Below are 21,845 nucleotides of genomic sequence, written 5' to 3'. Positions count from 1 at the left end.
ATCAGCGAGGTTCTACGATTAGTTTGATCGCAGTCCGTTCTTCGCCATCAATCAGAATATCTGTGAAAGCTGGAATGCAAATTAAATCGACTCCGCTCGGGGCTACAAAACCTCTGGCAATTGCTACAGCTTTAACCGCCTGATTCAGCGCACCCGCTCCGATCGCTTGAATCTCTGCGCCTCCGCGTTCACGCAAAACTCCGGCAAGCGCTCCAGCTACAGAATTAGGATTTGACTTAGCTGAAACCTTTAATATCTCCATTACTGTTTTCCCCCTTATTCATTACCAAGGATCGTGAGTGATCATTGGAACAACCGTTGTTGGATATTGTTCAAAACGCATCCCCTTGACTTTGAACAAAATGGCTATTCATTCCATTACTACATATATTCACTAGCAGTAAGCGGTATTCCTGCCATTAAAGCCGTTTTTTCAAAAAATTCAATCAAAATAAGGGTGATCGTCATTAATCGCAATCCTTTTAATTGACTGGGCCTTTCCTGTCTTACTGTCTAGCTTCACGACCACTCCGCTCAGCTGGGTGCGTCCGCCTGCCACATCGAATCTCGCCGGCAGACTTGTCAAAAACCTTCTGATAACCGGCTCTTGCTCGACTCCAAGAATGCCGTCATACGGACCTGTCATTCCAACATCCGTAATATAGGCTGTCCCTTTTGCAAGCAATCGTTCATCAGCCGTCTGGACGTGTGTATGGGTCCCGACAACAGCTGAAACCCGTCCATCCAAATACCAGCCCATAGCCTGTTTTTCGCTTGTGGCTTCTGCATGAAAATCAACGAAGATGAAAGGTGTCCGCTTTCTTGCCTGATCGACGAGTTCGTCTGCTTTTCGAAACGGGCAGTCGATCGCCGGAAGAAAGGTACGGCCCTGCAAATTAATAACGGCTATTTCTTTATTACCCATTTTTTGAAAAAACATGCCATTTCCAGGAGTTCCTTCCGGATAATTAGCAGGCCGGATTAAATTAGGGGTCTGATCTATGTAATCTGTAATTTCACGTTTATCCCACGTATGGTTGCCCATTGTAACAACATGTGCCCCTGCTTCAATGAGCTCATGGAAATTTTTCTCTGTAAGCCCTTTTCCATGTGCTGCATTTTCTCCATTCACGATAACAGCATCCGGCTTATAATTTGATTTCAAACGCGGAAGGTATGTTTTCAGCATTTCTCTTCCCGGTGAACCTACTATATCTCCAATAAATAAAATATTCATATTCCATTCGATTCCTTTCCTGATTGGGTTTGTGACGAATTTATCTTTTTCGCTTCATTCGTCTTTCAGTGCAGCTATAAAATCATCTTCCTTAAGTCTGTTATCTTATCATTTCCATCAAAGAAACAAAAGTAACGTTGCAGGACAACGGAAAAGGAAAACTGAAAAGACGGAGGAAAAAAAATAAAGCGGCGCAATGCACCGCTTTATTTTGCCCATTTGGAACAGGCCACTATTTAGCGTATTCTACCGCTCTCGTTTCTCTAATAACCGTTACTTTGATGTGTCCCGGATAATCCAGTTCCTCTTCAATCCTTTTACGTATATCCCGCGCGAGCCTGTGTGCCTGCAGATCATCAATCGAATCCGGTTTGACCATGATTCTTACTTCACGGCCAGCCTGAATGGCGAAAGACTTCTCCACTCCCTCATAAGATTCGGAGATTTCTTCAAGCTTTTCAAGTCTGCGGATATAGTTTTCAAGGGTTTCGCTTCTGGCTCCTGGTCTGGCGGCGGATAGAGCATCAGCTGCCGCCACAATCACAGCAATAATGGAAGTTGGTTCCTGGTCGCCATGATGGGAGGCAATACTGTTGATCACAACAGGGTGTTCCTTGTATTTACCTGCAAGCTCCACACCGATTTCAACGTGGCTTCCTTCCACTTCATGGTCAATCGCCTTACCGATGTCATGGAGCAGTCCGGCGCGCTTTGCAAGCGTGACGTCTTCTCCCAGTTCAGCTGCCATAAGACCAGACAGATAGGCGACTTCCATTGAGTGCTTCAGCACATTTTGACCATAGCTTGTTCTGAATTTCAGACGGCCCAGAATTTTAATCAGGTCAGGATGCAGTCCATGTACCCCTACTTCAAAGGTTGTCTGCTCTCCAACTTCCCTGATATACTCATCAACCTCGCGTCGTGATTTCTCAACCATCTCTTCGATCCTCGCAGGATGAATACGGCCGTCCTGAACGAGCTTGTCCAGAGCAATTCTGGCTGTTTCTCTTCGAATCGGATCAAAGCCGGAAAGGATAACAGCTTCAGGAGTATCATCAATAATTAAATCGATTCCTGTCAGTGTTTCAAGCGTACGGATATTCCGGCCTTCCCGTCCGATGATGCGGCCTTTCATTTCATCATTTGGAAGGTTCACTACAGATACCGTGGTTTCTGCTACGTGATCAGCCGCACATCTCTGCAGAGCTAGAGAAAGAATCTCTTTCGCCCGTTTGTCCGCCTCTTCCTTCGCACGCGTCTCGCTCTCCTTAATCATGACAGCGAGATCATGGGAAAGCTCGTTTTCTACCTTGTCAAGAATGATTTGTCTGGCAGAATCTCTTGTCAAGCCTGAGACTCGCTCAAGCTCCAGCTGCTGCCTGCGAACCATCTCATCCACTTTGCTTTCCGTCTCTTCAATATGTTGTTGTCTTTCAGTCAAAGAGGCTTCTTTACGGTCAAGAATGCTTTCTCTCTTATCAAGAGAATCATCTTTCCTGTCCAGATTTTCCTCTTTTTGCAATAACCGGTTTTCTTGTTTTTGTAGCTCGTTTCGACGATCACGAATTTCTTGTTCGGCATCCGTTCGAAGCTTGTGAATTTCATCTTTTGCTTCAAGCATCGCTTCTTTCTTAGCTGCTTCAGCTTCGCGTTTTCCATCTTCAAGAATCTGCTCGGCGGCACTTTTTGCCCCGGCAATTTTCGCTTCGGCAATCGATTTGCGAACAAAATAGCCAACAACTACACCTACGATTAGGCCAAGCAAAATGGAGATGATTAGTGTTGCGTCCATTATCTCACCTCCTCTTGCTATGAACATTTCTTGCTAGAATAATGTGTCGGCACGTACATTGTTTAAATCAGCTCTCAATATACTGCACATGTTTCTTTTAGGATGATTTTAGTTAGCAGCTAAAGACAAGCCGAATGGTTGCTTTAGCCAAAACCATCAGGTTCTTTGTAAAAAAATACTAAAAATAAAACAAAATACACAATTTCATTGTATAGTTGTAAAAAATACTTGTCAAGCCAGTCATACTGCCCTTTTTCCGGGCATTCAGGCCAATTATCTATTTTCCGTCTGAATAATGTCTTTAAACAGCAAGAAAGAGGGAGTTTATCCCTCTTTCTTCAACAATCTATAGAATAGTTTAATCCTCGAGCTCAAAAAGTTCCTCTTCCTCTTCAGCAGGAGCCTCAACATCCGCGTCAAGGTTATAATGGTCTCTTATTTGCTTGTGAATGACAGATGCGACATTAGGGTTTTCTTTCAAAAACTGCTTCGCATTCTCACGGCCCTGGCCAAGGCGTTCTTCGTTATAGGAATACCAGGATCCGCTCTTTTGGACGATATCAAGATCGGTTCCCATATCGATAATTTCCCCTTCTCTTGAAATCCCCTGCCCGTACATGATATCAACTTCAGCCGTTCTGAATGGAGGAGCCACTTTATTTTTGACTACTTTAATTTTTGTTTTATTCCCCATAACATCATTGCCCTGCTTTAGCTGCTCCGCACGGCGCACCTCAAGGCGGACAGATGAATAGAATTTCAGCGCGCGTCCGCCGGGAGTTGTTTCAGGATTTCCAAACATAACCCCGACTTTTTCACGGATTTGGTTAATGAAAATCGCAATTGTTTTGGATTTGCTGATAGCCCCTGAAAGTTTTCTCAGCGCCTGTGACATAAGACGGGCCTGCAGTCCTACGTGGGAATCTCCCATCTCTCCCTCGATCTCTGCTTTCGGAACAAGAGCTGCAACCGAGTCAATAACAAGAATGTCTACGGCTCCGCTTCTTACAAGAGCCTCGGCAATTTCTAAAGCCTGCTCTCCTGTATCAGGCTGTGACAGCAGAAGCTCATCGATATTTACGCCAAGATTCTGCGCGTAAACCGGATCAAGCGCATGCTCTGCATCAATAAATGCTGCTTGTCCTCCCTGACGCTGCACTTCAGCGATCGCATGCAGCGCAACCGTCGTTTTACCTGAGCTTTCAGGTCCATATGTTTCTATAATTCGTCCGCGGGGATATCCGCCTATTCCCAGTGCAACATCCAGTGCAAGCGATCCGCTTGGAACCGTTGAAACTTTACGGTCTGTCTGCTCCCCGAGTTTCATAATGGATCCTTTGCCGAACTGCTTTTCTATCTGCTTAAGCGCCATATCAAGGGCGGCCTGACGATCATTCATGTATTGTTCCTCCTCTAATCTTTAACCTACTAATAGTATATCGCTTGTTGGGGCATTTGCCAAGAAAAAAGTCGAACATCCATTCGATTATTTTTCGGTTCTTGTACCTGAATTCTTGATTTTTGCCTTAAGAAAAAATTGGTTTTCCACTTATCAATTTACCTAAAATAAATGATTTGAAACCGGCCGCTGCGGTCAAGACTTGGAGAACCTCCATAATCAGCAGGTGTTTACAATTTGAACCTAAAAAAAACACACAGCTTAAATTGCTGTATGTTTTTCCAGGTGCTTCATAAGGAATCTGCATCCGTACTTAACGGATCTTTTTCTGATTCCGTCTCTGCTGCCGGCCAGATTCAGTTTATGGACCTCTGTTTCATTCTTAGACGATATACCGATAAAGACCGTGCCTACAGGCTGCCCTTCCATAGGCTCCGGGCCGGCTACTCCTGTAAAGCTGATGCCGATGTCACTGCCTGCGAGATGGCGGATATTTTCAGCCATTTCTCTGGCACACTGTTCACTGACAGCTCCATGATTCCGGAGCGTTTCCTGTTTAACCTTCAGAAGATTCTCTTTCACAGCGTTCGTATAGCAGACGATTCCGCCCATCAGCACACTCGATGTCCCTTTGACCGTCGTCAGCTGCTCAGAGAACAGTCCTCCTGTCAGACTTTCAGCAGAAGCAATCGTGGTCTTCCTCTCAATCAGAGCATCCGTCACTTCCTGAAGAAGACTTGTGCTGTCGTAGCCATAAAAGTAATCCCCCACACGGGCATTGATTTTTTGTTCCATTTCATTAAGAAGCTGTGTCGCCGAAGTCGCTTCCCGATGTTTTGCCGTCAGTCTGAGCGTTACTTCCCCGTCGCCTGCCAATGGAGCAATCGTAGGGTTCGTCTGGCTGTCAATCAAATCCTCCAGCTCGGATTCAAGCTGTGATTCTCCGATTCCAAAATAGCGGAGTACCCGGGACATGATTTTCTCCTGAACACCAAGCCGTTCAAGCAGATAAGGGCGTGCATAATTCAAAAACATCGGGCGCATTTCAGAAGGCGGACCGGGCATAAGCAAATAGATAATCCCATCTGATTCCAATGCCATTCCAGGCGCCATACCCGTGTCATTTTTCAAAATATGGGCCCCTTCCAGAACAAGTGCCTGCTTCCGGTTATTTTCCGTCATGGTACGTTTTACCTTCACAAAATACTCTTCAATTGAAGCCATTGCTTCAGCATCCATGACAAGATTTACATTTAAATGGCCGGCGATTGCTTCTTTTGTAAGGTCGTCCTTTGTAGGACCGAGTCCACCCGTAAAAATAATGATGTTTGAACGGGACTGAGCTGTCTTGACCGCCTCTGTCAGTCTTCCGGCATTGTCTCCCGTTACGGTGTGATAAAACGTGTTAAAGCCCATTTCAGCGAGTTCCCGTGAAATGAATTGGGCATTTGAATTCACGATCTGACCGAGCAGCAATTCAGACCCAACCGCGATAATTTCAGTTTTAGTATTCATGTCAGGCTCCTTTTCTGGTTATTTAGAGTTCTTGAAAGCAGCTTTATTCTTGGCGAAATAATCCCAGCCTGAGTACACCGTAAAGAAAACAGCAATCCACAGCGCAATTTGCGCGAACGGGATATGAAGAGGTTCAAAAGGAAAATTATTCAGCAGCAGGACGGAAATGGCGATAATTTGCGTCCACGTTTTGATTTTTCCCAGCATATTAGCCGCAACAACTTCGCCTTCGTTCGCCAAAATCAGACGCAGGCCGGTAACGGCAAATTCCCGGCTGATGATGACAATAACCATCCATGCAGGCGCCGCCTGCATTTGAACAAGCACAATGAGAGCTGCAGAAACAAGCAGCTTATCCGCCAGCGGATCTAGAAACTTCCCAAGATTCGTGACAAGATTGTATTTTCTTGCAAAGTAACCGTCGATCCAATCTGTAACGGATGCGACAATAAACAGCAGAGCACCGGCAAACTGGGCAGCCGGCATTTCCGTACCAAGCAGATTAACCGTCCCCCAGTCAAATGGTCCGAGCATGATGATCATAAATACCGGGATGAGAAATATTCTTGATACCGTAATTTTATTTGGCAAATTCATTCTTGACGACTCCTTCTTTCGCGTCTGTCTATTTAGACCCGCTGTGTTCTATTTAATGAAAATGGCAAGAAAAGCCATCATGAAGATGGCTTTTCAGCTTTTGTATACGTAATGGTGAGAGACTGCACGGTATTCCTGGAAGGATCGATCACATATTTAATGACTTCACCGTTCACTTTAATTTCTGTATTCGGAGCACTTCCAATACGGATTTTCACTTCATTTTCACTGCTCATATCAATTTTTTGGGTTTTTCCTTTGTTCAGCATGCCGGAGAAAAATGATTTTCCTTTGCTGTTTTTCACACTAACCCAGGCAGAACCCTTGGCTGTGATTTCCACTTCGAGTTTCTCTGCACCTGTAACAGCGTACTCGGAAGAATCCTTCCCGGTTTCTTTGCCCGCAATGGCCTGCTTTGGAGCCTGAGGCTCTTCTTTTGCCGGCTCCTGTTCAGGCTGGGCCTCCGGCTGAGGCTCGTCTGCTTTTTGCCCGCTGTCTTTGTCTTTGAGTGAGTCATCGATCTTCACTTCTGAACCGATCGATTCCGTTTCAGGAACTGTTTTTTGCGGGGGATCCTCTGCTGCACCTTTTTGGGAAACCATATAAATGACCGCGGCTGCAATGACAATCAGAATGATGATAATAATCGTCGGCAAAAGGGCGATCGCTTTCGACGCGCTTTCAGGAAGCTCCCGCTGTGTCTGCACCCTGGACAGCTGTCCGGGCAATTCATCCTGGCCGCTGTCGGGAACGTCTTTTCTATACTCTTCAAAAAGCTGATCCGGATTCAATCCTACGGCCTCTGCGTACTGCTTAATAAATGCCCGAACGTAAAACTTCCCCGGCATGATTTTATAATTGCCTTCTTCGATTCCTATCAGATACCTTTTTTGGATTTTTGTCATTGTCTGCAAATCATCCAATGTTATCTGCTTTTCTTCCCTCGCTTGCTTAAGGCGATTTCCTAATTCGCTCAACCATAACACCTTCCATAATTAAAAATCAAATCCAGAAAAAGCAGACTGATCGAGCATTTGCGGCTCTTCAGCATCTTCATATGTGATTTCTTCATCCGGGTCATTCCGGAGCTCAATGATGTAATCAAAGTCCTCCAGCGTATACTCTGTATTCTGGACAAACACATCCGGATGCTCCACAATCTTTGTAGCGGACAGGCGCATAATCTCCCGGACCAGCTGCAGATGCCGTTCTGTTCCTCTTCTCGTTGAAACAATCCCATCAATAATAAATAAATTATCAGCGTCGTACTCATCTGCTATGAGCTGGCTGCGAAGCGTTTGCTTAAGCAGAGTAGAAGAGACAAAAAGCCATCTCTTATTGGCACAGACACTTGAAGCCACAATTGATTCTGTCTTCCCCACTCTGGGCATTCCCCGGATTCCGATTAGTTTGTGCCCATCCTGTTTCATCAGCTCTGCGAGGAAATCAACAAGCAAACCGAGTTCATTGCGGACAAAGCGGAATGTTTTTTTATCATCTGCGTCGCGCTGTATATACCGTCCGTGTCTGACTGCAAGACGGTCCCGCAGCTTAGGCTTCCGTAACTTTGTCACGGTAATCGTGTCCATTGTATGTAAGATTGATTCAAGACGCTTAATCTGGTCATTATGTTCACATTTAAGCAGGAGTCCTCTTCGAGAGTCATCCACACCGTTGATTGTCACAATGTTAATAGACAGCATACCCAGAAGGGAAGAAACATCCCCAAGCAAACCAGGCCGATTTTTCTGAATTTCGTACTCCAAGTACCATTCTTCCTTTTGCAAGAAGAATCCCCCTTTCAACTTGAGGCGAACTGTACCTATAAAACTATAATAAAGCATTTTCCCCCAATAAGAAAGAAGAATTGCCTAAACCTCTTAATGCAGGAAGATGCTGGTCCCCATCCGGAAAAAAATGGCTGATACAGGTTCCGGATCAGCCGGGTAAACGGAATGAAAAAAGAGAGGCTTAAGCCTCCCTCATTTTAATGAGTTCCTTCTGTTCCGTTGTTTGAAACAAGCTTTACCATCATATTCGCAATGGCATGCTGCTCTTCTTCACTTGCAACGCTCCATAAATCAGCAAGAACTTTTTCCTGATCATTTTTGGAGTCTACTTGGTTTGCTAGGTATCCGCCGATTTCATAAGCAAGACCTGAGACTGTTTCACGGCTCATTCCGCTGTTTTCAGCGTGGTGAAGACGATCTCCAAGGAAGTTTTTCCAGGAATCCCAATTATTCAATACAGACATTGTTCATTCCTCCATTCCAAAAAATTGATTACAGAGTTAGTTTTGCTGATTCACTCATTTTTATTCACGTTATTTCATTAATCCCATCCGCCATTCACAGAAAGAATATGGCCGGTTATGTAAGAGGATTTTTCAGACGCCAAAAAGGCTGCAGCTTCTGCAATTTCCTCAGGCTGTCCGAGACGCCCGGCAGGAATTTCTTCTGCAAGCTGATTCAGATCTTCCTCCTCAAAACGGTTCAGCATATTCGTCATTACCGCTCCCGGTGATACGGCATTCACGCGTACTCCGCTTGGAGCAAGCTCTTTTGCCAGTGCCTTCACAAATGTATTCTGCCCGCCCTTTACCATTGAATAAAGGACTTCGCATGACGCTCCTTTTTCTCCCCAAATTGATGTAACGACTATAATAGAGCCCTTCTTCTGAGTAACCATGGCCGGCACCAGACCTTTGGAAAGAAGGAAAGGACTTGTGACATGTAGCTGGATCTGCCGCCGGACCTCCTCATCTGTCAAATCGGTTATCAGTCCGTACGGTGCTGTCCCGCTTGATAAGATCAGGAGCCCGGGGGGAACAAGCAATTGCCCAAGCAGTGCAGCGGGACCGTCCGGCACGGATAAATCCGCCTGAACAGCGCAGCAGGTAACCCCCTTCTGTTCGAGCTCTTGTTTCAGCTCCGCCGCTTTTCCCTCATTACTGTGATAATGAAGATACAGGTTCCATCCCTCTTCAGCGAGCTTTGCAGCGATAGCGGATCCAATTCCTCCGCTTGCCCCGGTAATCAGTGCGTATTTCATTCATTTCCTCTCCTGACGCAATTATGCCGGCTGCTGACAGCCGGCATAAACGTTATTTACTTTGCTTTTTAGGGACTACCGCGAATACAGTCATCTGATTTTCATCCGCCAGGGATTGCAGGAGCGAATCTGCGTCTTCTTTGCTGATCTGTTCCAGCACGGGCACCACATCAAACAAATTCATGTCATTAAACGCATAGCGCGTAAATTGATTGGCGATGTATTCTGGAGAGTTTACAGATCTTAAAAAAGCCCCTATACGCTTCTTGACAGCTGTTTTTAGGCGGGCTTCATCCACGCCTTCTTCTCTGGCTGAGAATAAAATGTCCTTTATCTGTTTGGCAAGTTCCTCAGGCTGATCCGTGTCTCCCCCGATCATCGCAAAGCCAAAGCTTTCTTCTTCTGTATAATCATAGCTGAACGTATCATCAATCAGCCCATTGCTGTACATGCTCTGAAAATGACCGGAGCTTTTACCGAACAGCACATCCAGGATCAGATTTGCCGTAAGTTCTTTTTTAAGCAGATCTTCTCCGGACAAGCCGGTTTGATTTGCTTTAATCCCGACCAGGCATTTAGAAGACTGCACATTCATCGGCAGCTTTTCGCTCTTTTTATACACTTCAGCCTTTTCGGCAAGTTCCGGACGCTGAATCGTCTCCGGTGCTTCAAATGTTTTCTTTTGCTGATTTTCGCGCACCTGCTTTAAAATCTTTTCAGGGTCAACAGGGCCTGTAATGAAAAGCAGCATATTGCTCGGATGGTAAAAGGTGTGATAGCACTCGTAAAGCAAATCCTTCGTAATGTGGGAAATCGACTCGACTGTTCCGGCTATATCAATTTTCACAGGGTGTTTCTCATACATATTTTCGATAAGCCCGAAATAAAGCCGCCAGTCCGGGTTATCGTCGTACATGTTGATTTCCTGGCCGATAATTCCTTTTTCCTTTTCCACTGACTGATCAGTAAAGTAAGGTTCCTGTACAAAATCAATCAGTGTTTCCAAGTTTTTATCAGCATCGGATGTACTGGAAAACAAATAAGCGGTCCGCGTAAAGGAAGTGAAAGCATTGGATGAAGCGCCTTGTTTGCTGAACTGCTGAAACACATCGCCATCCTTCTTTTCAAAAAGCTTATGCTCTAGGAAGTGAGCAATTCCATCGGGAACTTTCTTCATCTCGTTCTGCCCCAGCGGTACAAATTCATTATCAATTGACCCGTAGCGGGTTGTAAATGTGGCATAGGTTTTGTTGAAGCCTTTTTTCGGCAGCACATACACATTTAATCCATTGTCCATTTTTTCATGGTAAAGTTCTTCTTGAAGCTGTTCAAATTTAATTGGCTCCGCCATCGGTCTCAAGCCCCCGTTCCTTTAAGAAAATAAATCGTGTCGAGTTCAATTTTGTCAGCCGCTGCCACAACCTCTTCCTTCGTCACCTGACTGATTCCATCTAATAGTTCATCAAAGGTTCTCTCTGTGTCCGCTGCAGCATTCTGATAAAGAATTTCGCTCAAGCCGTAGCTCGTATCAATCGTTTCAAGCAGCTGATTCCGGATGACGCCTTTTGTCTGGGTCAGGTCATCCTCTGTAAAGTCTCCTTTTTTCATCGCTTCCATCTGTTCTTTAATAATGGTGACAGCCTGGTCATAGTTGCCGACTTCGATTCCAGACATGACCATCAGCAGTCCTTTATGGGATTCAACTCGTGATGCGGCATAATAAGCGAGACTTGCTTTTTCGCGGACGTTGATGAAGAGCTTTGAGTGGGAAAATCCGCCGAAAATACCGTTGAACACTTGAAGGGCGTAATATTCAGGGTCTTTATAAAGACAGTTGGTTCTGTAGCCGATGTTCAGTTTCCCCTGCTTTACGTCTTCTTCCTCAATTACTTCTTTTTCTTTTACTTCTTGTTTTAGTGCTTTTTCGGTTTCAGGATAAGCATGGGCGTTGGCCGGGAAGTCAAAATAGGACTCAATCATCTTCTCTGCCGCGGACTCATCAAAATCTCCAATAAGATAAAAATCAAGTTTATCTTCTTTTAAGACCTTTTGATAATAATCATATAGGGATTCAGCCGTCAGGTCATCCACCTGATCCATCTCTCCGTTTACATGGAGGGCATACGGTTCTTCTTTGCACATTTCCTGGACAAGCCTCAAGTTGGAATACCGCATTTTATCATCATAAGCAGCCTGGATTCTTTGTTTCAGCGTCCGTTTTTCTTCTTTTACCATTCCCTCGTCAAATCCGTTCCCTCTAAGAAGCGGCCGCAGCAAAATATCCGACAGCAGCTTAACCGCATCTTCAAGCAAAGGAGTCTTCTCCGACAAAAATTTTTCATTGGCCACTTCCATCCTGAAGGTAATGATGTGGTTTTCCCCTTTTTTGGATAAATCGGCAAAAAGGGAAGCTCCATACAGTGCGTCAAGATGATTTCTTAATTCCCCTGTTGATGGGAACCTCTCGGTGGCCCTTTGCAGCAGGTGCGGCAAAATGGCCCGTTTCGTCACAAACTCTTTTTCCAGAGGGGCCATCATCTTTAAAACAAGTGTATTCGTCTTGTATTTATCTGTTTTAACTGTATGAACGGTCATCCCGTTCAGTTTTGTTTGCTTTTCTTTAAAAAAAGACATGCCTTCACTCCTCTAACTTAAGGATTATCCTTTGTAGTTTAGCCTTTTTTGTTTTAAATGAGTCTAATCGTACCAGTAATTATACCAATTGGAGGAACATTTAGGAAATGAGGAGATCGGGTGCTCTGTATTTTGGGGGATTATACATCCCTATTAGAAAGGGCTCATTCTTATTCCGGCTTTTGCCGAATGCAAATCGCCCGTTCAGTCCTTCTGAAGCAGGAGACCGTCTAACGATTCCAAATTTAAACTGGTTCGATTAATCGAATTTGGCGCGGGCGTAACCGTATTTGTGAAATCAGGATGCCTTTAGTAAAAGCTCTGTTAGTCCCACCTGTCCCGCCGCTCCTTCCGCTCCAATCAACAGGGGTTAAAATCAACAACATGCTTTAACATAGCCAAATAAAAAAACAGGGAAACGTCTTAGAACGTCACCCTGTTTTATATAAATGAGACTGTTCACAGTCCCCATCCGTTCATTTACTCTTGATTCCGTTTGCCCATAAATGGCCACCAGTTCGCTTTGTCGAACGTTCTCACCATAACCGGAACAAAGATCGGCAAAATGACAAACGCGTATAATATGAGTCCCGTCAATACGAGCGTTGCAATTTGAAGGAGGGACAGCACGCCGGATGGAAGCATGGCAGCAAAGGTTCCGGCAAGAATCACCGCAGCGGATATAATGACGGTTCCCATGTTTTTCATCGCCGTAATCATGGCGGACTTTACGTCAAGATCTTTATACTCGTTAAACCGGTCCATCAGGAATATGGAATAATCGATTCCCAATGCCATTAAAATGACAAATCCGAAGAAAGGGACAGCCCAGTTGATTCCGTCATATCCTAAGAGATCCACAAATATCCACTCGGAAATTGCACTCGCAGAGTAATACGTGATCAAAAGCGACCCTACAAGATAGATCGGCATGACAAACGATCTTAACAGAATCGCGAGGATGATCAAAATCGCAGAGATCATGAACAACACAGTACGGTTGTAATCAGCGTCCGAAATCTGCTTTAAATCCGCATAAGTGCTTGTTACACCTGATACACCCACTGTCGCATTTTCAAGCGACGTTCCTTTGACTGCTCTTTTTACTGTGTCTTCCACTTCATTCATTTTCGAGAGCGCTTCATTGGAATACGGATTCACTTTCAAAACCACATCCATGGTTGTGAGGGTTTTATCTTCTGACATGTATTCATTAAAAACTTGCTGAAACTCATCGTTCTTTAAAACCTCATCCGGCAAGTAGAACCCGTCTGCACCGGAGCGGCTGAGACCTTCCAGATACGATTCAGCTTCGTTCAGGCCGCCGGAGACTTGCGTCAGCCCGTTGACACTGTCATCAAGCCCTTTTGTGAGTGAACCGAGCTGCGATGAGAATGGATTCAGCCCATTTTTCAACTCTGACTGCCCATCCGCAAGCATGCCTGCTCCCTCTGAAAGTTTAGGAAGCTGGCGAATGACTTGATTTTGACCATTTGAGGCAGCCGCCAGTCCATCAGAAAGCTGGCCTAATCCATCAGAAAGCTGGCCAAGTCCATTTTGGAACTGTTTCTGCCCGTTATTTACTGCAGACAGCCCGTCATTCGCCTTTTTAATCTGCGGCAGAGCTGCTTGCAATCCCGCTGCCAGCTTTTCCGAAGCCCCGGATAGCTCAGAAAGTCCCTTTTCAAGTCCTAAAATGCTTCCGTAAACGACTTGATAATCCGGATCATTTTGAATATTTGGATAGGCGGGGTTGGCTGCGAGTCTATTCAGCGGATCTTTTAGTCCGGCTATGGCAGCCTGAGAACCTTTTACTCCTTTATCGACCGCTGTTAAACCTTTCGAAAGCTCGCCAAGCTGTTTTTCAGCTTCTTTATATCCCGAGAGTACTGCGCCGCTTCCAGCAATCAGCTGATCGACATTCTTTTTAGCCGAATCTACTTGTTTTTTGATTTCCAGGGAACCGGATGAACCTTGATTCATCCCTTTTTCTATTTGTTTCAAGGCTTTTTCTACTTCGCCGACCCCATTTTTAAGGTCGTTTGAACCTTTTATAAGCTGGTCAATCCCGGACGTTGCCTCCTTCAGCTTCGGTTCTGATCCTGCAAGCTGTTCGGAAGCCTGATTCAGGCCTTCCCCGATTTTTTTAATTCCGTCATTTCCTTTTTCGATTCCATTGCCAAGTTCTTCTGCCTGACTGGCCACTTCCAGATCCTTTATTTGATCTCCAAGAGGGCGGGTTGCACTTCTTACTTTATCCACATCGTCAATCTGATCCAGGTCCCCGCTTATTTTTTCAATCGTCGCGAGTGTTTCCTTCCTGTTGAGCGGCTGATCATCTTTGATCACAATCGTGGCAGGAAGGGATTCACCTGGGCCAAAACTATCGGAAATAATGTTAAATGCCTTGACAGACTCGTATTGATCTCCAATTTCATCGAGTGAATTGAAAGATAAGCTTCCATTATATTGAAGAAGTGCCGGTGCTATAATGGCAGCGATAATCAGCAGAGCAATAACTGGCCTTTTAAATGAAAATTTTCCGGCCCATTCCCATGAACGGCTTTCAGAATGTTTAATATTGCCTTTTAACGGCCAGAATAGATTGTTTCCGAGCACCATCATAAAAAATGGAACGATTGTTATGAGGGCAATAATAAGGAACGCAATCCCAACCGCAACTGCAACCGCAGACTGATAAAGTTTAAATTCTGCAAAGGCAATAGAGGCAAATCCCGCAAAAACAGCAAGACCGCTGAAAATAACGGTTCTGCCTGCCGTTTTAAAGGTTTTGATAATGGCTTCCGTTTTATCTTCCCCGTGTCCAAGCTCTTCTTTGAACCGGCTCAAAAGCAGAATGCAATAATCTGTCCCGATTCCGAACATTACCGCGACCATAAAGATCTGCGTGAAAGTAGAAAGAGGAAAATTAAAATACTCCACAAAATACGACACAGCTGCCTGACTGACCATATAGGCAACTCCGACGGTTATCAGGGGAATAATCGGCGCCACCAGGGATCGGAATACAAGAATCAGGACAACAAGAATAAACGCAACCGTAATATATTCCGTCTTCTTAAGCCCTTCCTGCGAACTGTCTACGACATCTTTATCTATCAGCTCGCTCCCAGTCATATAAGAATCCACTTTGTAGCGGCTAATTTGCTTTTTAATTCTTTCCGCAACATCCGCAACCGGCTTTTTGCTGTCTTCCAACGAGACGGCTGCAAGGATGGTTTTCCCGTCTGATGACACCATCTGCTTTTCAAGCTCTTTGTTATCAAAATGAGTGGTAATCGACTGGATGCCGAGTTCCTTCTTATTTTGTTTAAGATCTTCTACGGCTTTTTTCATTTCGTTTTTTGCCGTCTCGCTCAGCTTTTTATCATCATGGAAAACAAGTGCCAGAGCAGCCCCGCTATTTGAAGACTGCTCTTCAAGCAAATCTCCTGCTACAGAGGAAGAGTAGCCATCCGGAACTGAAATTTGCCCTTTTTCTGCCACAAGGTCTCCCATGTTTGGTGCTGTTGCCATAAGAACGCCTGCAGCCGCAACCCATAATGCCAGCAATACCCATCTTAACTTAATTATCCCTCTCATCATCGCTCATTTCCCCGCTCTTTCATCGCCATGCTGGCTGAGATTTTTTCAAACACGGTCAAAAAGGTATCAATTTCCTCTTCAGAAAGCTCGGTTAAATAACTTGAAACGAATTTTTGGATTTGCTGCTCTCCTTTTTCGTATACACCGCGTCCTTTGGCCGTGCTTTCAAGAAAAACATTTCGGCGGTCTTTTTCATCCCGCATCCGTTCTACAAAGCCTTTCTGAACAAGCCTCTCTATCATGGCTGAGATAGCGCTCTTATTGACTCCGCACATCTCTGCAAGCATCGTGGCCTGACAGTTCGGAAACATGGTGATGTAGCGGAGAATTTGGTACTGCTCAATTGTTATGTCTTCTAGCACCTTTTCTGTCACGATCGCTGTGACTCTTTTTGCTGCAAAGAAATAAACCTCTTCATACCTATGTATGAAAGCTTTAACTTTATCACCATCCATAATAGTTCACCTCATTAACCATTCACTACATAAACTATTAAACCGGTTGACAGACTATTCTGTCAAGGCTTTATATGCCTTATAAAAAAGAAGAGGCTGGGCAAGAGGTTTCAGGCTAATAAAAGAACTCTGTTAAACTTGGCTGTTGATTTTCGTTGCAGGCGCTCGCTTATCCTTGGGCGGGCGGTGAGCCTCCCTCCTGGCTTCGCCACTGCGGGGTCTCACCTGTCCCGCTGCTATCAGCTCGGAGGCTCGCGCCTTCCACTTCAATCAACTGGGTTTAAAAAATCAACAATACGCTTTAATATAGCGAATAAAAAAACCGAACTATTATTTGAAACTCTGGTTTAGAGCTTCACAATAGTTCGGTTTTGTTGTTTTTTATGCTTTTTTCAAAAAAAATATTCGGCCTAAGGACAACAATTTTGTTTAGTTATGTTCCATCCTCTACGTTGCTTTCAGCTTGGATGGCTGTCCGCTTTTTTCCTGGGGTCTGATAAAAAACATGCCAATCAGCATGGCGGTAAAACTGAATCCGATCGATACGTAATAAATCCAATGTTCCGATCTTGGCATAATGGCCGCATAGAGAGGAGGTCCGGCAGCGACACCGATAAACCGCATAGAGCTGTAAAATGACGTGATCGTTCCCCTGTGCTCCTTTTCAATCCCCTCTGTAATGAGTGCATCGAGTGACGGGAGCGCCACTCCGATTCCAATTCCGCTGAGCACGAGAAATACAATCAGAAACGCAAACGAATGCTGCAAACGGATTGCTACAAAAGAAACAGCAAGAAGCGCCATTCCCATCACGATCAGCACCTTCATTAAATGCTTCTTACTGCCTATCACCTTTCCTGCGATAAAGGAACTAACGGATAAAGCAAGCAGCGGAATTGCGAGCATAAACCCTTTTGCCACTCCGTCGATTCCATACTTTTTCTCTAGCGTATCGGACAAATAAAAAAGAATTCCAAATAAAACAAGCATGATAATTCCGCCAATGGCAAAGATGGCATACAGCCACCTGCCGCTTTTCTTAAAAATGTCCTTCACGCATTTTAAAAACTCTTTCAAGGACTGTGCTTCCTTTTCTTTTTTTGGTACTTTCACCATAAAAAATACGAGAAGAACTCCGATGATACTGAAAAACGGAATAAACCAAAACGGCAAATACCAGACAAAGCTTGCTAAAAATGCCCCGATAATCGGACTCAGCACTTTACCGGCTGTATTGGCTGTTTCAATTAAGCCAAGTCCAGAGCTGATTTTTTCATCATCATCAAATAGATCACCAATCAGAGGTATGACAACAGGTGCCGCACCCGCAGAACCTATCCCCTGAAGAATCCTCCCTGCAAGAATCCACAAGAATGGATTCCCCGAATTGGTGGAAGCCCAGGCCGACAGGGCTCCTCCCGCACCGGCAATGATCAGGCAGGGAACCATAACTGTTTTTCTTCCAATCCGGTCTGACAAGTACCCGGCAAGCGGAATCAAAAGAATGGCGACAATCGAATAAACCGTAATAATCAATGAAACCTGGAAAGAGGTGATTCCCAGCTCTTTTTCTATAGCTGGAAGAACGGGGATCAGCATAGAATTACCGAGCGTCATAACGAGCGGCACTGAGGACAGTGCCAATAAATTCAGCTTATTTGAATCTGCCATTTCATTCACCCAACTCATTTAGTCGATATGAACATTGTGCCGAATGTGCAGATCTTTTATTCAGCATTAATCGATCAGAAACGGAAAGGCTGGTGTGGTAATTTACTCCTTGTCCATTTATATACCAGATCGCCAGGGGATTTGTTTACCTTATTCCTGCAGAGATTTAATTAAACTTAACTGGTGATTTCCGTGCAGCGCCAGCAAACTTTGGCGGGCGGTGAACCTGCCTCTTTGCGCCTGCCGGGAGGAATCTCGCAATCACCGAGTGCCGGAGCCAAACAAAAAAAGCTGCAAGAAGCAGCTTTTATCTTTTGCCTTTAATATAAGGTGTTCCCAAAGCCTTCGGCGCATCTGCCCGTCCGATGAAACCTGTCAATGCAAGGATCGTCAGCACGTACGGTGTGATAAGCAGGTACACTTCCGGGATATCTTTCAAAAACGGGATGGATCCGCCAACAATACTGATCCCCTGTGCCAATCCAAAGAATAGGGCAGCCCCCATCGCGCCAAGCGGATGCCATTTTCCGAAGATCATGGCTGCCAGAGCCATAAACCCCTGTCCGCTGATGGTAGCATGGCTGAAATCCCTTGAAATAATGGTGGCATAGATGGATCCGCCGATCCCCGCAAGGGCACCTGACAATATGACACCGATGTATCTCATTTTGGTCACATTGATTCCCATCGTATCTGCTGCCATCGGATGCTCACCGACCGCTCTCAGCCTTAAGCCGAATGGCGTTTTGTAAATCACATACCAAACGAGGACAGAGAGCAGGATCGCAATGTAGGACGTGATATAGCCGTTGCTGAAAAACAGCGGTCCGATCACCGGAATCTTACTTAAAAGCGGAATGTCAATAATATCGAAACTTTCCTGAATGCGGTCTGTTTGTCCCTTATCGTAAATGTTTTTTACGAGAAACAGGGTTAAGCCTAAAGCGAGAAAGTTAATGGCTACCCCGCTGACTACCTGATCTGCACGAAACGTAATCGTTGCAACGGCATGCAGCACAGAAAACAGGGCGCTCGCAATCATCGCAGCGAGCAGGGAAAGCCATGGAGTCAGGGTGCCGAAGGTTTCAGCAAAGGATAGATTAAAAACAATCCCGGTAAATGCCCCAACGACCATCAGCCCTTCAAGACCAATATTTACAACACCTGATTTTTCACTGAATACCCCGCCTAAAGCGGTCAGAATAAGAGGAGCCGCTACAAATAGAGCGGTAGGTATAATAATCTGCAGTGCCTGAAGTAAGCTCATTTATTTCTCCCCCTTTTTGAACCTAAGCAAAAACCAGCGGATAAAGTAACTGGATGCAACAAAGAATATGATTAGAGCAATGACGATTTCAACCAGCTCGTTTGGAACATTTGCTTCAAGAGGCATATTCAGCGCCCCGACCTTTAACCCCCCGAAGAGGAACGCGGCAAATATAACGCCAATTGCTGTATTTCCGCCAAGAAGAGCGACTGCGATTCCATCAAACCCGATTCCGGTGAATCCGGCTTTAACGGATGCATATTGGAAAGTTCCCAGTCCTTCCATCGAACCGGCGATTCCAGCGAAAGCTCCTGAAATGACCATCGAAAGGATAATATTGCGGTTCACGTTCATCCCTGCATAATGAGCAGCATCCTGATTGAATCCAACGGCACGGAGCTCATACCCTTTAGTCGTGCGCTCAAGCAAAAACCACATAATAAATGCAGCAATCAAGGCAATAAGAATTCCGTAATGCATTCTCGAATAGTTCGTGATCGCTTCAAACGTGTCAGAGCGCAGACTCGCAGTAGCCGCAATTTCTTTCGTTGTATCGCTTCCTTTTGTTAAGACCGATTGAATAATTGCATTTGTTGCATATAAAGCAATGTAGTTCATCATGATGGTGACGATGACTTCATGAACACGGAAACGTGCTTTTAAAAATCCCGGGATAAATCCCCATAAAGCTCCCGCTAAACCGGCTGCAGCAACTGCTAGCGGCAAATGGATGATTTTTGGCAGATCAAAAGCCAATCCTACCCAGACGGAGGCAAGCCATCCCACAAGAACCTGGCCTTCGACCCCGATATTAAACAGACCCGTTTTAAAGGCAAAGGCTACAGCCAGTCCCGTCAATATATAAGGGGTCATAAGACGGATTGTATCCCCGATATTGTAAGGATCCCCAAAAATTCCGTTCCAAAGTGCAGCATATCCAAGAACCGGATCATAGCCGCTTACAAGCATGACGACAGCTCCGATAAGCAGGCCAAGGATGACGGCAATAACCGGTATTACTAAATTCATATAACGGCTGATGATTTTCATGATGTCACACCTTTCCCCTTAAGCTTGCTTCCTGCCATGAGTAAACCAAGTTCCTGCTCTGTCGTTTCTTCCGGTTTCACAATCGCGACTATTTTTCCTTCATACAGCACGGCTATCCGGTCGCTAACATTCATAATTTCATCCAGCTCAAACGATACAAGCAGAATGCCTTTCCCTTTATCCCGCTGCTCAATGAGGCGTCTATGAATAAATTCAATGGCTCCTACATCCAGACCCCTTGTCGGCTGGGCAGCAATCAGCAGATCAGGATCACGGTCCACTTCGCGCCCAATAATGGCTTTTTGCTGATTTCCTCCAGAAAGAGCCCTTGCAGGGGTAGTGGAGCTCGGTGTACGAACATCAAATTCTTCGATAAGCTTTTCTGCTTTTTTGAAAATTTCTTTAAACTTCAGAATCCCCGTTTTCGAGAAAGGCTTCTGATAATACGTTTGAAGCACCATGTTTTCACCAATAGAGAAATCCAAAACGAGACCATGCTTGTGGCGGTCCTGAGGTATATGCCCGACACCGGATTCAGCCACTTTTCTCGGATTCAGGCGGGAAATTTCTTTTCCGTTTAAAAGGATGGAGCCTGATTCATGCTTTCTAAGTCCGGTAATCGCTTCAATCAATTCCGTTTGGCCATTGCCATCCACCCCGGCAATTCCAACAATTTCTCCTGCTTTTACGTTCAATGACAGTGAATCAATTGCCGTTACCTGCCTTGAGTCCTTCACTACGAGATCTTTCACTTCAAGTACCGTATCTTTAGGCACAGCCGGTGTTTTCGCCGTCGTAAACAGCACTTCCCGTCCGACCATAAGAGATGCAAGTTCATTCGGGTTCGTTTCCGATACTAAAACCGTTCCGATGCCCTCTCCTTTTCGGATAACGGTGACTTTGTGGCACACTTCCATAATTTCTTTCAGCTTGTGGGTAATCAAAATAATGGATTTCCCCTCTTTAATCAAAGCCTTCATGATGGAAATTAGTTCTTTAATTTCCTGAGGTGTAAGCACGGCAGTCGGTTCATCAAAAATCAGAATTTCTGCACCTCTGTACAGGGTTTTCAAAATTTCAACACGCTGCTGCATCCCTACAGAAATATCCGAAATTTTCGCTTGAGGATCTACGGCTAATCCGTATTTTTCGGAAATTTCCCGGACCTGCTGTTCTGCTTCTTTTAAATTCGTTTTCCCCATCTTAGATGGTTCATTTCCTAATATAATGTTTTCGGTAACAGTAAAATTGTTGACAAGCATGAAATGTTGATGTACCATACCTATTCCGAGATCATTTGCTATATTAGGATTAGTAATATCCACTTTCTGGCCCTTAACCCGGATTTCTCCTTTTTCCGGCTGATATAAACCGAAAAGTACATTCATAAGCGTCGACTTGCCCGCGCCGTTCTCACCGAGTAAAGCATGTATCTCCCCTTTTTCCACTTGCAGGGTGATATTATTGTTCGCGACAATTCCGGGAAACTCTTTGCGGATTCCAAGCATTTCGATTACATAATCCATGGTGCTTCACTCCTTTATCATGATGGACAGCTTGAATGCACATCT

At 44.9% G+C, this 21,845-nt stretch carries 18 protein-coding genes; all 18 read right to left on the bottom strand.

From position 1 onward, the window contains the following. Position 1: 1 nt before the first annotated feature. The gene (gene spoVS, locus CEF21_RS12015; protein ID WP_010193268.1) at positions 2-262 is read right to left on the bottom strand and encodes a stage V sporulation protein SpoVS; all 261 of its coding nucleotides are present in this window, start codon (positions 260-262) and stop codon (positions 2-4) included. Between the two features lie 180 nt (positions 263-442). Beyond that, positions 443-1,237: a TIGR00282 family metallophosphoesterase gene (locus CEF21_RS12010; protein ID WP_123916656.1), complete on the bottom strand. Its 795-nt coding sequence runs from the start codon at positions 1,235-1,237 to the stop codon at positions 443-445. 232 nt (positions 1,238-1,469) lie between these two features. Then, a complete protein-coding gene (gene rny, locus CEF21_RS12005) occupies positions 1,470-3,029 on the bottom strand; it encodes a ribonuclease Y (protein ID WP_123916654.1) in 1,560 nt (519 codons plus the stop codon). A 358-nt stretch (positions 3,030-3,387) separates the two neighbouring features. Next, positions 3,388-4,428 (bottom strand): recombinase RecA, encoded by a 1,041-nt coding sequence (recA, locus tag CEF21_RS12000; protein ID WP_123916652.1) that lies wholly within the window; start codon positions 4,426-4,428, stop codon positions 3,388-3,390. A 261-nt stretch (positions 4,429-4,689) separates the two neighbouring features. Continuing rightward, entirely contained in the window at positions 4,690-5,943 is a 1,254-nt protein-coding gene (locus CEF21_RS11995) for a competence/damage-inducible protein A (RefSeq protein ID WP_123916650.1), read from the bottom strand. Positions 5,944-5,961: 18 nt separating this feature from the next. Further along, on the bottom strand, positions 5,962-6,540 hold the full coding sequence (pgsA, locus tag CEF21_RS11990) for a CDP-diacylglycerol--glycerol-3-phosphate 3-phosphatidyltransferase (protein WP_123916648.1): 579 nt from the start codon (positions 6,538-6,540) through the stop codon (positions 5,962-5,964). Between the two features lie 77 nt (positions 6,541-6,617). Next, positions 6,618-7,517, bottom strand: coding sequence for a helix-turn-helix domain-containing protein (locus CEF21_RS11985; protein WP_164462170.1), 900 nt, complete (start codon positions 7,515-7,517; stop codon positions 6,618-6,620). A gap of 18 nt (positions 7,518-7,535) precedes the next feature. After that, on the bottom strand, positions 7,536-8,327 hold the full coding sequence (locus tag CEF21_RS11980) for a YmfK family protein (protein ID WP_123916644.1): 792 nt from the start codon (positions 8,325-8,327) through the stop codon (positions 7,536-7,538). A 200-nt stretch (positions 8,328-8,527) separates the two neighbouring features. Beyond that, positions 8,528-8,794: a DUF3243 domain-containing protein gene (locus CEF21_RS11975; protein WP_123916642.1), complete on the bottom strand. Its 267-nt coding sequence runs from the start codon at positions 8,792-8,794 to the stop codon at positions 8,528-8,530. A 77-nt stretch (positions 8,795-8,871) separates the two neighbouring features. Further along, positions 8,872-9,591 carry an elongation factor P 5-aminopentanone reductase gene (gene ymfI, locus CEF21_RS11970; protein ID WP_123916640.1) on the bottom strand — a complete coding sequence of 240 codons (720 nt, stop codon included), beginning with the start codon at positions 9,589-9,591 and terminating at the stop codon, positions 8,872-8,874. Positions 9,592-9,643: 52 nt separating this feature from the next. Next, the gene (gene yfmH, locus CEF21_RS11965; RefSeq protein WP_123916638.1) at positions 9,644-10,942 is read right to left on the bottom strand and encodes an EF-P 5-aminopentanol modification-associated protein YfmH; all 1,299 of its coding nucleotides are present in this window, start codon (positions 10,940-10,942) and stop codon (positions 9,644-9,646) included. Between the two features lie 5 nt (positions 10,943-10,947). Further along, positions 10,948-12,225, bottom strand: a complete 1,278-nt coding sequence (yfmF, locus tag CEF21_RS11960; protein ID WP_123916636.1) for an EF-P 5-aminopentanol modification-associated protein YfmF — start codon at positions 12,223-12,225, stop codon at positions 10,948-10,950. A 480-nt stretch (positions 12,226-12,705) separates the two neighbouring features. After that, positions 12,706-15,828, bottom strand: a complete 3,123-nt coding sequence (locus CEF21_RS11955) for an MMPL family transporter (protein ID WP_123920193.1) — start codon at positions 15,826-15,828, stop codon at positions 12,706-12,708. Beyond that, positions 15,828-16,286: a MarR family winged helix-turn-helix transcriptional regulator gene (locus tag CEF21_RS11950; protein ID WP_123916634.1), complete on the bottom strand. Its 459-nt coding sequence runs from the start codon at positions 16,284-16,286 to the stop codon at positions 15,828-15,830. The genes CEF21_RS11955 and CEF21_RS11950 overlap by 1 nt, the downstream gene beginning before the upstream one ends. A 447-nt stretch (positions 16,287-16,733) precedes the next feature. Then, positions 16,734-17,957: a bacillibactin exporter BcbE gene (gene bcbE, locus CEF21_RS11945; RefSeq protein WP_123916632.1), complete on the bottom strand. Its 1,224-nt coding sequence runs from the start codon at positions 17,955-17,957 to the stop codon at positions 16,734-16,736. A gap of 307 nt (positions 17,958-18,264) precedes the next feature. Further along, the gene (locus CEF21_RS11940; protein ID WP_123916630.1) at positions 18,265-19,224 is read right to left on the bottom strand and encodes an ABC transporter permease; all 960 of its coding nucleotides are present in this window, start codon (positions 19,222-19,224) and stop codon (positions 18,265-18,267) included. After that, on the bottom strand, positions 19,225-20,274 hold the full coding sequence (locus CEF21_RS11935; protein WP_123916628.1) for an ABC transporter permease: 1,050 nt from the start codon (positions 20,272-20,274) through the stop codon (positions 19,225-19,227). Further along, complete coding sequence (locus CEF21_RS11930) at positions 20,271-21,800, bottom strand: ABC transporter ATP-binding protein (RefSeq protein ID WP_123916626.1); 1,530 nt, start codon at positions 21,798-21,800, stop codon at positions 20,271-20,273. Before CEF21_RS11930 ends, CEF21_RS11935 begins: the two co-directional genes overlap by 4 nt. Positions 21,801-21,845 lie beyond the last annotated feature (45 nt).

The sequence above is a fragment of the Bacillus sp. FJAT-42376 genome (assembly GCF_003816055.1).
GTDB lineage: Bacteria > Bacillota > Bacilli > Bacillales > Bacillaceae > Metabacillus_B.
Note: the sequence above shows the minus strand (reverse complement) of the source record. Positions and strands in the feature narration are given on the sequence as shown.